We start from the raw sequence: 12,090 nt of genomic DNA, 5'->3' as shown, positions 1-12,090 counted from the left end.
CAGGGGACCGGCGTGGTCAATTAGGCTTGGCTGGTGAAGATAGACCTGCATGCACACTCGAATGTGTCCGACGGTACGGAAACACCTGCCGACGTCATGGCATCTGCGGCCCGCGCCGGGCTGGATGTTATTGCCTTGACCGATCATGATTCCACCGCTGGTTGGGCGGAGGCGTCACTGGCTGCCGTCCGCGAAGGTATCGTACTGGTGCCCGGGATGGAGATTTCGTGCCGGACTGAACAAGGTATCAGCGTCCATCTGTTGAGCTACCTGCATGATCCCACCCACCCCGGGCTCCTGGAAGAGATCACCAAGTCCAAGGACGCCCGCCTCACCCGTGCTCAGCGTATGGTTTCGCTCCTTGCCGAGGACTATCCGCTGACGTGGGACGATGTCATCCACAACGTGGCGCCGGGCGCCACCATGGGACGCCCGCACATCGCCGACGCCCTGGTCGCCGCCGGGGTGGTGAGTGACCGGACGGAAGCATTCGCTTCGATCCTGACCTCACGTTCGCGCTACTGGGTTCAGCACTACGCTCCGGAGCCGGCCCTCGCCGTCGAACTTGTCCGCGCCGCCGGCGGCGTCCCGGTGTTCGCGCATCCGGTGGCTTCATCCCGCGGCAGGGTGGTGGGGGAGAAGACCTACCAGGAGATGATCGACGCCGGTCTGGCCGGGTTGGAGATCGACCACCGGGACAATCCCGAGGAGGGGCGGGAATTCCTGCGCGGGCTGGCGGCGCGGCATAACCTGCTGATCACCGGCTCTTCGGATTATCACGGGACGGGAAAGACCAACATCCTTGGCGAAAACGCCACGGATCCCGAGGTGTTTGCCCGTATTGAGGCTATGGGCACGGGCACCACGGTGGTTCGCTGATGGAGTGGATCGACCTGCAGCTGCTGGCGTCCGTCGTCGTTACCCTCTTTGTCATCATGGATCCACCGGGAACAGTGCCCATCTTTATGTCGCTGACCGCTCAAATGAGCGCAAAAGACCGCAACCGTTCCGCCCTGCAGGCACTGCTCGTGGCTACCGGAGTGATCGTAGCCTTCGCCATCTTCGGGCAGTCCATCCTGAACTACATGCACATCTCGCTGGCCGCGCTCCAGGGTGCCGGTGGGCTGCTGTTGTTGCTGATTGCGCTGCAGCTCCTGACGGGTTCAACCAGCGGCGAGGAGAATGCGGCCAAATACAAGAACGTGGCGTTCGTCCCCTTGGGCACCCCGTTGATGGCCGGACCGGGCGCAATTGTGGCCGTGATGGTGTTTGTGCAGCAGTCTTCGACCCCTCCCCAATTCCTGGCCGTAGGCCTGGGCATAGCGGCCACCCTGGCCTCGCTGTACCTGGCCATGCGGTTTGCCGGAGTGGTTCAGCGGGTTCTGGGCGAAAACGGCGTGGAGCTGGTGACCAGGATCGCGGGTCTGCTGCTCTCCGCCATTGCCGTTCAGATGATTGCCGACGCCGTCCACGCCTTTATCCAGAGCTGGTCCTGATCCCGGAATCCGGTGACCCATATAGGTCGCATTTAACGTCGTTATCACGGCCGATAACGACGTTAAGTGCGACTCAGTGGGGCGGGAAGGACAGGATCTCAGCGTAGGCACCCAACCGCTTGGACATCACGTCGATGGCCGGCAGGTTCTGGTCCACGCAGATAAAGCGCCGGCCCAGTTTGGCGGCCACCGAGCCCAACGTGCCCGATCCTGCAAAAAAGTCAAGGCACCAGTCGTCAGGGCGGCTTGAGGCGGAGACGATGCGCCGCACCAGGCCCTCGGGCTTCTGGGTGGGATAGCCGGTCTTTTCCTTGCCGGTTGGGGAAACAATGGTGTGCCACCAGACATCGGTGGGCAGTTTGCCCAATTCGCGCTTGGCAGCCGTCACCAGACCTGGCGCCATGTACGGCTCGCGGTCTACCTCGGCGTTGTCGAAGTGGTACCGCGCCGGATTCTTGACGTACACCAGGATGTTGTCGTGCTTGGTGGGCCACCGGTTCTTGGCCCGGGCACCATAGTCGTACGCCCAGATGATTTCGTTGAGGAAGCATTCGCGGCCGAAGATCGCGTCCAGCATGACCTTGGCATAATGAACCTCCCGGTAATCCAGGTGAAGGTACAAGGTGCCGTCATCGGCCAGCAGCCGCCACGCCTCGACCAGTCGCGGTTCCAGGAAAGCCCAGTAGTCGCTAAAGGCGTCGTCGTAGCGGTGCAGGGCGCCCTTGATGGTGCTGTAGGACCGGCCCTTGAAGCCGACCCGGTCGCCGTCGCCATCCTCCGAGTACACCATCTTGGTTTCCTGGCGCCGTTGGACCCTGCCGGTGTTGAATGGCGGATCCACGTAAATGAGTGTGAAGGCGCCGTCCGGCAGCGTCGGGAGGAACGTCGCGTTGTCCGCATGAACCACCAGGTTGCTGCCGTCCGGCGCCCAGACGGATTCGGCCATTCTGACTAGAGTGCCTCGGTGCTGCTCTGTCCGGCACCGTCCGATTCGCCGTTGGTAACCACTTCGCCATTACGGCGACGGGTGCGGGTCCGGCTGCGACGGGCACGGGAGGGCTGTTCGGCGTCTGCCCTGGCAACGGAATCAGCAAATGTCCCCGCAGCAGCAGTGGAGGTGCCCTGGTTGGACGCGCTCGCTGCGGAAGTGCGCTCAGAGGCAATTTCCACGGAGGTGCTTTCAGCTGACGGACGACGCCGGCGCCCAGCGACTTCTCCGTCACGCTCCTGGTTCCTTCCACGTCCGCTGTCACCGCTGTTGCGGCCGCCGCTGCGACCGGCGTCCCGGCCACCCTTGGAGTCCCCGCGGTCGCCACGGCTGTCCCCACGGCGGTCTCCGCCGCGTGTGGTGCCACCGGCACCGGATCCTGCACGGGTGTTCTTCTTGCCGGTTTCACCGAGGTCCTCGAGAACCTCGGCGTTAACGCCGGCCAGAACGCGCTTATCGCGGGGCAGGCGTCCCTTGGTGCCTTCGGGAATGTCCAGTTCTTCGAACAGGTGCGGCGAGGATGAGTACGTTTCCACGGGCTCGGGAACACTGAGCCCCAAAGCCTTGTTGATGAGCCCCCAGCGCGGCATGTCGTCCCAGTCCACGAACGTCACGGCCGTACCCTTGTTTCCCGCACGGCCGGTACGGCCTACGCGGTGCAGGTAGATCTTCTCGTCTTCGACACACTGGTAGTTGATGACGTGCGTTACGTCGTCAACATCGATGCCGCGGGCGGCCACATCGGTGGCCACCAGGACGTCCACCTTGTTGTTGCGGAAGGCCCGCAGTGCCTGTTCGCGGGCACCCTGGCCGAGGTCGCCGTGAATGGCGGCGGCAGCGAAGCCGCGGTCTACCAGTTCCTCGGCAACCTTGGCTGCGGTGCGCTTGGTCTTCGTGAAGATGATGGTGCGGCCGCGGCCGCGGGCCTGCAGGATGCGCGCAACAACTTCGATCTTGTCCATGCTGTGTGCACGATAGATGAGCTGGCGGATGTCCCGCTTGGTCAGGCCTTCATCGTCCGGATCGGCGGCACGGATGTGCGTGGGCTGCGTCATGTAGCGGCGGGCCATGGCGATGACCGGACCAGGCATGGTGGCGGAGAACAGCAGCGTCTGGCGGACCGCGGGAGTACCTGCGATCAGGGTCTCGACGTCCGGCAGGAATCCCAGGTCCAGCATCTCGTCGGCCTCGTCAAGGATGACCATCTTGACGTTCTTCAGATTGAGGTGCTTTTGCTTGTAGAGGTCGATCAGGCGGCCTGGCGTACCCACCACAACCTCGACGCCCTTCTGCAGCGCATCAACCTGGGGCTCGTAGGCACGGCCGCCGTAGATGGTGGCGATACGGGCGTTCCGCTTACGAGACGCAGTCTGCAGATCGTTGGCCACCTGGACGGCGAGCTCACGGGTGGGAACAATAACCAGGGCCTGCGGGGCTCCGGGCACGGGAAGCTTGTCAAAGCCGGCATCGTCACGGCCCACGACGCGCTGCAGGGCCGGGATGCCGAAGCCCAGGGTCTTGCCGGTTCCGGTTTTGGCCTGACCGATGATGTCGTGCCCGGAGAGCGCCACGGGCAGGGTCATGGACTGGATGGGGAACGGATGGGTGATGCCGGCGTCGGCAAGTGACTCAACGATGTCGGCACGGACCTTGAAGTCCGCAAAGGTCAGTGCTTCGATTTCGTGCGGCTTTTCGTCGGAAATGATGGTTTCTTCCGGCTCAAGGATTTCCAGGCCGGACTCATCAGTCAAAAGCTGGTGGGTATGCAATTCACTCACAGTGGAGTTTCCTTATTCATTTGGGCTGCGCGGCCTGCTCAACGGTGCGGCCGGGTGGGCCGTTCCGGAGCACGCTCTGACACGCAGGCAATTCCAGTGGAAGCCGATCGCGGGCTATCTGATGCTGGCACTGGTGACCAACGGGTGTTTCTCAAGATCGCGTAGGGGCGGGCTTGTTGAATTTGTATTTTCTGCAAAATCAACGACCGGGCATCCATTTCTACCCTTCCAGTCTAGCCGTACGGGTAGGGATTACCTGACGACCCGGCATTTCGCCGCTCCGCAAGCTCAGTCCGCCAGTTCGAAGTGAACCTGCCGGGCGGCAATATCAGCGCTGACCAGGCGGACGCGGACCAGGGTGCCGGATTCCATCTCGCCGAAGCAACGCGTAGTGACCGCTGGGTCAGCAATCTGAATAATCCCTGACGGCCTGCCGTTGCCGTTGCCGTTGGACTTGCCGTTGCCGTTTGCGCCGTTGCCATTGCCGCCGTTTGCCTTGGCGGGTTTGGAACCGGAGATGACCGTAGCGTCGAATTCCTGGCCGATGTGGTTGACCAGGAGGGCCGCCTCAACGGTATCCAGGGCCATCCGCTCCATCTTCCCGGCCAGCTGGTCCGAGGATGCCATGATCGACGGGAGCTCCGGGAGGGCCTCGCGGGCCCACTGCGGGACTTCGCGTCCGTTGCTCAGGGCCTCACAGATCACCAGCACAAACCGGTCAACAAGCCGGCGCAGCGGCGCAGTGGTGTGGGCGTAGGGTGCACCGATGGCTGATTGCACGGAATTGTCCGGGACGGCGCCGTCGAAGGTGGTGTAGCCTGCGCCGCGGAACAGCATCCCCGCCGAATGCAGGATGGCCAGCTGCCGGGGATCAGCGGGATCCAGGGTACGCAGGTATTCGCCGTAGCTGAGGGAATCATCCCAGGGCTTGCCCAAGGCCGTGGTCTGCCGCTTAAAGTGCCGCAGTGACCGTTCGTCCGGCGCTGGCATGGTACGCAGTATCCCCACCTTGCCAGCCACCATCAGGGACGCCGCTGCCATACCTGTCATCAGCGAAAGCTGGGCATTCCAGTCCTCCACCGGAAGCTGCGGTGCGGCGGCAATCCGGTAACCGGCGTCGGGCAGTTGCACGATTTCCTGCTCTGGCATGTTCAGGCTGGCTCCGCCGCGGGCCCTTTCCAGTTCAACCCGTTTGAGGCCCACCTCCTTCAGGAGTTCCAGCATGGGACGGGCCGTGCCGGCATCCAGCTCCGCCTGCACTCCCGCGTAGCTCAGCTTGGCCCGGCTGCGCACGGCAGCCCGGCGTACGCTCACCGATTCGACTCCGGCGTCCGCGGCCAACCCGAATTCCCAGACAAAGGCCGCACACAGTTGGTCCGCCAGGAGGCTGCCGGCCTGCTCGCTGATGACCTCCGGATGGAGCGGAATCCGGCCATCCGGCGCGTAGAAGGTCTGTCCGCGGCGGCGGGTTTCGGCGTCGAGCGGTCCACCAGCCGCGACGAAGGAAGGGACGTCCGCAATGGCGTAGAGCACCCGGTAACCCTGGCCCGCGCGCTCGATGTACAGGGCCTGGTCCAGGTCCGTCGAAGAGGCGGGATCGATGGTGATGAATTCAACGTGCGTCAGATCGAACTCCGGAAGCCTGTGGTTTTCCACGGACTCGAGGGCATCCTTGAGCGCATCGTCAGGGAAGGGTCCCGGCAGCTCCAGCTCTGTTCGCAGCCCGCTCAGAGCTTCGGCAAGGGCGTTATTCCGGTCATGGACGCTGGGTCCCAGGCGATGGTGCGACACGAAATTTAGCGTAACCCGGTTTTGCCGTGGCGTCTCGCCGGCACACTGCTAGGCGCTGGCCCGCATCCCGGCGTTGAGCACTGACAGGAGGCCGGCGGCGGCCTCCGCGGGATCCCGGGCTTCGGTGATAGCCCGTACGACCACGATCCTGCCGGCACCCGCCGCCACTACTTCGCGCACATTGCCGTGGTCAATCCCGCCAATGGCGAACCACGGGACATCGGTGCCGCCCGTTCCGGCGGATGCGGCAGCATGCCGCACCAGATCGAGCCCGACGGCGGCGCGTCCGGGCTTGGTGGGGGTGGCCCAGACTGGTCCGACGCAGAAGTAGTCCAGGTTTCCGGTGCGGGCATCGGCGATGGCGGCGTCCACCTGCTCCGGCGTATGTGAGGACAGGCCGACGATGGGTGCTGCGCCAAGCAGGCTCCGCACCTTCGCCGTGGGCAGGTCCTTTTGGCCAACATGGAAAACAGGGGTGCCGGAGAGCAGCGCAATGTCCGCACGGTCATTTACCGCCCACAGCCGTTCATGACGTTCGGCAGCCCGCCTGAGCACCTCCAGGAGTTCCAGCTCCTGGGCGGCCTCAATGGTCTTGTCCCTCAACTGGATAATGTCCACGCCGCCCGCGAAAGCGGCATTAACGAAGGCTTCGAAATCGCCCCGTTCGGTGCGGGCATCGGTGCAGAGGTAGAGGCGGGCAGAGCTGAGGTCCGGGCGGGCTGTCATGGATCCAGCCTAATTCCTCTAAGCTGGGGAGGTACTGCGGGAGCCAATATGACCGTCATGGAGACGGCTTGGCTGAGAGGGCATCAGAGCCGACCGCTTGACCTGATCCGGCTAGTACCGGCGTAGGGAAGGAATCCAAGGATGGACGCTGCAGCCGCCACGGCACAAAGCTTCCGTGCCGATGTCGCCGTGATCGGCGCAGGAGTGATCGGCCACGCCGTGGCCTGGGAGTTCCAGCGCACCGGCCGTTCTGTGGCACTGATCGATGATGCTCCGGGCTCCGGCGCCAGCTGGGCGGCCGCCGGAATGCTCGCCGCGGTCAGCGAATACCACTACCAGGAAGAGGACCTCCTGGAGCTGATGGTGGAATCTTCCGGGCTGTGGCCGTGCTTCGCGGAGGCCCTCGCCCTAAGCTCTGGAACGGCCACCGGATATTTGACGACGCCGACCCTCACCGTAGGTGCCGGCGCCGCGGACCGCACGGCGCTCCTTGACCTGCGCCGGGTCCAGCTGGAGCGCGGCCTCGCCGTGGAGCCATTGACCATCAGGGAAGCCCGCAGCCGCGAGCCGCTGTTGAGCCCCGGTATTTCCTGCGCCCTCCATACCCCCGACGACCACCAGGTGGATCCGCGGTTGCTGATCAAGGCTTTCCGGGACGCCCTGGGCGGGAAACAGGGCGGCAGTGCAGGCGTCGAAAACGCCGCCGGCGGCTTTGCCATCCAGGCGGCGGCCGAAGAACTGATGTACGACGGCGGTAAGGTCACCGGGGTGCGCCTGCGCGGCGGGGGAGAGGTGCTTGCCGGCGAGACGATCGTGGCGAACGGACTGCATGCCGGGCAGTTGGCCGGCCTCCCCGATGGACTGCACTTGCCCCTGCGGCCGGTCCATGGCGACATCCTGCGGCTGCGTGTTCCTGAGCATCTGCTGCCCCTGCTGACCGCCACCATCCGCGGCCTGGTGCACGGCGTTCCCGTATACATCGTGCCGCGCACCGACGGGACGGTGGTGATCGGGGCCACCCAGCGCGAAGACAGGTTGTCCGGCCACGCGTTCGGAGGCGGGTCTAATGCCGTCTCGGCAGGAGGCGTATACCAGTTGCTTCGCGATGCCCAGCAGCTGGTCCCTGCCGTCGCAGAGCTCGAACTGCTGGAAAGCACTGCCCGCGCCAGGCCCGCCACCCCCGACAATGCGCCGTTCCTGGGCAGAGTAGGTTCGGCTGCCGGGCACGTTGAGGGCCTGGTGATTGCCACCGGATTCTTCCGCCATGGAGTTTTGCTCGCCCCGGTGGCGGCCAGAATCTGCCGCGAACTGGCCGACGGGGAGCCGGACCCGCGCTGGAAGGCCTTCCTCCCGGACCGCTTCTCAACAGCCGCGGCACCATCAGGACCAGGCCGCTATCCATTACAGGATCTTCCGTTCGAACAACAGGAAACTCGATGAACATCACCCTCAATGGCGAAAACCTTCCGCTGGACCCCGGTACCTCACTGAGTGCCCTGGTCACCCGGCTGACAGGCCGTCCGCTGGCAGTCAACGGGCAGGCCACGGACGGGCGCAAGCTCGGAGTGGCGGTAGCCCGCAATGCAGCCGTTGTGCCGCGCAGCCAGTGGGCAGCAACGGCGCTCGCGGACGGCGACGACGTGGAAATTGTTACAGCAGTACAAGGAGGCTAGGAATGTCTGAACAGATGACCCGACCAGTGAACGAACTGTCGACGGCGGCACGCACCCCCGCTGAGGCGGCCGTGGCGCCGCTCGTGATTGACGGCGTCGAACTTGGCTCCCGATTGATCATGGGGACCGGCGGCGCGCCGAGCCTGGATGGGCTGGGTGCAGCGCTCGTGGCCTCCGGAACTGAACTCACCACCGTTGCCATGCGGCGGTACTCGCCGGCGGAGACGGGGTCCCTGTTCCAGCTGCTGGAGGACCAGGGCATTCGGGTCCTGCCCAATACCGCCGGCTGCTTCACTGCCAGGGATGCCGTCCTAACCGCAGAACTGGCCCGGGAAGCCCTGGAAACCGATTGGGTGAAGCTGGAGGTGATCGCGGACGAGCACACCTTGCTGCCGGACGCCGTCGAACTTGTAGAGGCCACGGAACAGCTGGTTAGCCGCGGTTTCAAGGTCTTCGCCTACACCAATGATGATCCTGTACTGGCCCTGCGGCTGGAAAACCTGGGGGCGGTGGCAGTTATGCCGCTGGGCTCACCGATCGGGACCGGCCTGGGCATACTCAACCCGCACAACATCGAACTGATCGTCTCGAGGGCGTCTGTGCCGGTGGTCCTGGACGCCGGCATTGGCACGGCATCGGACGCAGCGCTGGCGATGGAGCTGGGCTGTGACGCTGTACTGCTGGCAACAGCCGTAACCCGGGCGCAGGATCCGGTGCTGATGGCCACGGCCTTCAGGCACGCAGTGCAGGCCGGGCGGCTCGCAAGGCTGGCAGGGCGGATTCCTCGCCGGGAGCACGCACTGGCGTCTTCAGCAATGGAGGGCCGGGCGGAGTTCCTGTAGGACGGAATATCTGCCGGGCGTGGCTGGCTTTGTTCTGTAGAGGGCGCCTACTGGCGACGCAGGATCTCGGTGAGCCGATGGATGTCCCGGACGTGGCGGGTGCGTCCCAGATAGACTGCTGCGCCTGCCGCTGCTGCCGAGCCCACCGCCATGGGCAGGACCCAGGGGAGCCAGGTGAGGCCGGGCCGGTAGGAGAAACCTGCCGCCATACAGATGATCCAGGTCAACACGCCGACGGCTACGGCAACTCCTGCAGGGAGCGCCATCCCGTACTTCGTATGGCGCTTGTCGTTCGCCCACACGATGAAGCCGGCGGCCACCAGGACCAGGACCACAATCACCAGCGAAAGCATGAATTCTCCTTGGGTAATGCTGCGAAAACCGGACCGCCCCGACTTTAGTCGGAGCGGTCCACCTACGGGACGGGAACCAGCCCTGTTGGGGCTAGAACTGGCCGAAGCCCACGCGGCGCTGCTCTTCGGCACCAATTTCCACATAGCCCAACACTGCTGCAGGAACAATGACCACCCGGCCCTTGTCGTCCGTGAGGCGCAGTTCGCTGCCTTGGCCGATGGCGTCAGCCACAAGTTTGGCTACGGCATCAGCGTCCTGCGTGGACTCCAGCACAATTTCCCGGCCGACGTTCTGAATGCCGATCTTTACTTCCACAGGAGGCCTCCCAGCCGATCAAAGTTACAGTGTTCCGTCTTTGGACAAATCCGTGTTTTCGCGGATCTCAGTCACTTGCAGTGATTAGCTGCAGACTCCAGTTGTAGTCTAGGTCTCCTTGGGAAAACGAGAGATTCCGCGCCAAGCTAAACGGTAAATCAAGTCACTGGCCACTTCGAGGTCCAGGTCGCCGTCGGTTTCGAGCCAATAGCGGGCGCTGACCTGGGCCATCCCGGTCAGCCCGCGTCCCAGCAGTTGGGCCTCCAGCTCCGGCAGTTTGGTGTCCTCGGCAATAACCCGCGCCACAGCGTCGGCGAAGGTCTTGTTGAAGACTTCCAGTCGGAAACTGACGTCCGGATCGTTGATCAGGTCTGATTCGAAAACCAACCGGTGCGCCTGATCGTCTGCCGCAATGAACTGGAAGTAGGCGCGCATCACTGCCTGGACGCGTTCCTTGTTGTCATGGGTGGAGGCAAGGGCGTTCAGCATCAGCTCCGTTAGCGACGCCAGATGGCTCTCCAGGAGGGCGAGGTACAACTCCCGTTTCGACGGGAAGTGTTGATAGAGGACCGGCTTGCTGACCTGGGCGGTCTCCGCAATTTCGTCCATGGCAGCAGCGTGGTACCCGTTCGCAACGAAGACTTCGAGCGCTGCCGTCAGCAGCTGGGCACGGCGCTCATCGCGGGGGAGCCGTGCCGAGCGCTGGCCGGCTGGCCGCCCCTGGGCGGTGGCCGGCGTACCGGGAGCGGCGGCGACGGATCCATTTTGGCTTCGCGCCCGTTCAACGGGTCCTGGAGTGCCCACTGTGCCCTGCTTTCACTTGCTGTTATGACCACTTTACTTCCCGGTAATATGACCTGCCGGTATCCGGGGGCATACATTGAAGTATGGCTTCAACAATCCCGTCAATTGCCACCACTGCACAGCTGGATCCGCTGGTTGATCCAGCCGCCGCACTGACCACGGATGAGGTGGAGCGATACTCCCGCCACCTCATCATTCCCGAAATCGGAAGCATCGGTCAGCGCCGCTTGAAGAACGCCCGCGTGCTGGTCATCGGTGCCGGCGGGCTGGGCTCGCCTGCCCTGCTCTACCTGGCGGCTGCCGGAGTGGGAACAATCGGCATCGTTGACGACGACACCGTTGACCCCAGCAACCTCCAGCGTCAGGTGATCCACGGGGTGGAGGACGTGGGCCGGCCAAAGACTGAATCGGCCCGGGACGCCATAGCCTCACTGAACCCGCTGGTTACGGTGCGCCTGCACAATATGAGGCTGGACGCCGGCAACGCGCTGGAGCTTTTCTCCGGATACGATCTCATCCTCGACGGTGCGGACAACTTCGCCACCCGTTACCTGGTGAATGATGCTGCCGCCATTCTCGGCAAGCCTTACATCTGGGGCTCAATCTTCCGCTTTGACGGCCAGGTCAGTGTGTTCTGGGAACAGCACGGCCCCACGTACCGGGACCTGTACCCGGAGGCTCCGCCCGCCGGATCGGTGCCGTCCTGCGGCGAAGGTGGCGTGTTTGGCATGCTCTGCGCTGCCGTGGGATCCCTGATGGTGACTGAGGCGGTCAAGCTGATTACCGGCGTCGGCCGTTCCCTGCTGGGCCGGGTGGCCTTGTTCGATGCGCTGGGCGGCAGCTGGCGCGAGATCCGGGTGGAACGCGATCCTGAAGCGGAACGCGTTACCGAACTGACTGACTACGAGGCGTTCTGCGGTATCGAACCCACAACCCCAACGGACAGCAGCCATACGGTCACTGCTACGCAGCTGGCCACGATGCTCGCGGCGCGCAAGGCGGGGCTCAAGGATTTTGAGCTGGTGGACGTCAGGGAGACGGGTGAACACGACATCGTGAGTATCGACGGATCGGTCCTGATCCCGCAGGGACGGATACTTGCCGGCGAAGCCTGGGCCGAACTGCCGCAGGATCGCGACATCGTCTTCCACTGCAAGGCCGGGACACGGTCAGCGAATGTCCTGGCGGCGGCCCGCAATGCCGGATATGAGCGGGTGAGCCACCTGGAGGGCGGCATCCTGGCGTGGGTCAGCGATGTGGAACCGGACAAGCCGGTGTACTGAAGGAACGTGCGTATCCGGTCCCTGGACGGGACCGGAGAGA

The 12,090-nt window shown here is 64.2% G+C and carries 13 protein-coding genes and 1 riboswitch; of the genes, 6 read left to right on the top strand and 7 right to left on the bottom strand.

What is annotated here, in order from left to right; genetic code table 11:
* The first annotated feature begins 33 nt into the window (after window positions 1-33).
* Both ACWA13_RS12525 and ACWA13_RS12520 read left to right on the top strand, forming a co-directional pair.
* Entirely contained in the window at window positions 34-879 is an 846-nt protein-coding gene (locus ACWA13_RS12525) for a PHP domain-containing protein (protein ID WP_463934532.1), read from the top strand.
* Between the two features lie 8 nt (window positions 880-887).
* Complete coding sequence (locus ACWA13_RS12520; protein WP_463937924.1) at window positions 888-1,496, top strand: MarC family protein; 609 nt, start codon at window positions 888-890, stop codon at window positions 1,494-1,496.
* 73 nt (window positions 1,497-1,569) lie between these two features.
* On the opposite strand, the gene ACWA13_RS12515 is transcribed toward ACWA13_RS12520, so the two are convergent.
* From ACWA13_RS12515 to thiE, 4 genes are all read right to left on the bottom strand, one after another.
* On the bottom strand, window positions 1,570-2,442 hold the full coding sequence (locus tag ACWA13_RS12515) for a DNA-methyltransferase (RefSeq protein ID WP_463934531.1): 873 nt from the start codon (window positions 2,440-2,442) through the stop codon (window positions 1,570-1,572).
* Between the two features lie 5 nt (window positions 2,443-2,447).
* Window positions 2,448-4,262 (bottom strand): DEAD/DEAH box helicase, encoded by a 1,815-nt coding sequence (locus tag ACWA13_RS12510; RefSeq protein WP_463934530.1) that lies wholly within the window; start codon window positions 4,260-4,262, stop codon window positions 2,448-2,450.
* A 288-nt stretch (window positions 4,263-4,550) separates the two neighbouring features.
* Window positions 4,551-6,053: an RNB domain-containing ribonuclease gene (locus tag ACWA13_RS12505; protein WP_463934529.1), complete on the bottom strand. Its 1,503-nt coding sequence runs from the start codon at window positions 6,051-6,053 to the stop codon at window positions 4,551-4,553.
* Window positions 6,054-6,101: 48 nt separating this feature from the next.
* Entirely contained in the window at window positions 6,102-6,779 is a 678-nt protein-coding gene (gene thiE, locus ACWA13_RS12500) for a thiamine phosphate synthase (RefSeq protein WP_463934528.1), read from the bottom strand.
* Between the two features lie 26 nt (window positions 6,780-6,805).
* Window positions 6,806-6,925, top strand: a riboswitch (TPP riboswitch).
* Between thiE and thiO the strand changes: the two genes are divergently transcribed.
* The 3 genes from thiO (at window position 6,921) to ACWA13_RS12485 (ending at window position 9,294) form a co-directional block, all read left to right on the top strand.
* Window positions 6,921-8,219 carry a glycine oxidase ThiO gene (gene thiO, locus ACWA13_RS12495; RefSeq protein WP_463934527.1) on the top strand — a complete coding sequence of 433 codons (1,299 nt, stop codon included), beginning with the start codon at window positions 6,921-6,923 and terminating at the stop codon, window positions 8,217-8,219. (Overlaps the previous riboswitch by 5 nt.)
* A complete protein-coding gene (gene thiS / locus ACWA13_RS12490; protein WP_463934526.1) occupies window positions 8,216-8,452 on the top strand; it encodes a sulfur carrier protein ThiS in 237 nt (78 codons plus the stop codon). The genes thiO and thiS overlap by 4 nt, the downstream gene beginning before the upstream one ends.
* Window positions 8,453-8,454: 2 nt before the next feature.
* Window positions 8,455-9,294 (top strand): thiazole synthase, encoded by an 840-nt coding sequence (locus ACWA13_RS12485; RefSeq protein ID WP_463934525.1) that lies wholly within the window; start codon window positions 8,455-8,457, stop codon window positions 9,292-9,294.
* Window positions 9,295-9,341: 47 nt separating this feature from the next.
* Here ACWA13_RS12485 and ACWA13_RS12480 read toward each other — a convergent pair whose 3' ends face one another.
* From ACWA13_RS12480 to ACWA13_RS12470, 3 genes are all read right to left on the bottom strand, one after another.
* On the bottom strand, window positions 9,342-9,647 hold the full coding sequence (locus ACWA13_RS12480) for a hypothetical protein (RefSeq protein ID WP_463934524.1): 306 nt from the start codon (window positions 9,645-9,647) through the stop codon (window positions 9,342-9,344).
* A 91-nt stretch (window positions 9,648-9,738) separates the two neighbouring features.
* On the bottom strand, window positions 9,739-9,963 hold the full coding sequence (locus ACWA13_RS12475; RefSeq protein WP_463934523.1) for a DUF3107 domain-containing protein: 225 nt from the start codon (window positions 9,961-9,963) through the stop codon (window positions 9,739-9,741).
* A 108-nt stretch (window positions 9,964-10,071) separates the two neighbouring features.
* Window positions 10,072-10,767 carry a TetR/AcrR family transcriptional regulator gene (locus ACWA13_RS12470; protein WP_463934522.1) on the bottom strand — a complete coding sequence of 232 codons (696 nt, stop codon included), beginning with the start codon at window positions 10,765-10,767 and terminating at the stop codon, window positions 10,072-10,074.
* Between the two features lie 83 nt (window positions 10,768-10,850).
* On the opposite strand from ACWA13_RS12470, the gene moeB reads away from it, so the two are divergent.
* Window positions 10,851-12,050, top strand: coding sequence for a molybdopterin-synthase adenylyltransferase MoeB (gene moeB / locus ACWA13_RS12465; RefSeq protein ID WP_463934521.1), 1,200 nt, complete (start codon window positions 10,851-10,853; stop codon window positions 12,048-12,050).
* Window positions 12,051-12,090 lie beyond the last annotated feature (40 nt).

The organism is Pseudarthrobacter sp. TRD_SC_9, from assembly GCF_055361265.1.
Note: the sequence above shows the minus strand (reverse complement) of the source record. Positions and strands in the feature narration are given on the sequence as shown.

Coding starts and splice junctions, on each gene's coding strand:
- ACWA13_RS12515 (WP_463934531.1), bottom strand. CDS start 2,442: ATGGCCGAATCCGTCTGGGCGCCGGACGGCAGCAACCTGGTGGTTCAT.
- thiE (WP_463934528.1), bottom strand. CDS start 6,779: ATGACAGCCCGCCCGGACCTCAGCTCTGCCCGCCTCTACCTCTGCACC.
- thiO (WP_463934527.1), top strand. CDS start 6,921: ATGGACGCTGCAGCCGCCACGGCACAAAGCTTCCGTGCCGATGTCGCC.
- thiS (WP_463934526.1), top strand. CDS start 8,216: ATGAACATCACCCTCAATGGCGAAAACCTTCCGCTGGACCCCGGTACC.
- ACWA13_RS12485 (WP_463934525.1), top strand. CDS start 8,455: ATGTCTGAACAGATGACCCGACCAGTGAACGAACTGTCGACGGCGGCA.
- ACWA13_RS12480 (WP_463934524.1), bottom strand. CDS start 9,647: ATGCTTTCGCTGGTGATTGTGGTCCTGGTCCTGGTGGCCGCCGGCTTC.
- moeB (WP_463934521.1), top strand. CDS start 10,851: ATGGCTTCAACAATCCCGTCAATTGCCACCACTGCACAGCTGGATCCG.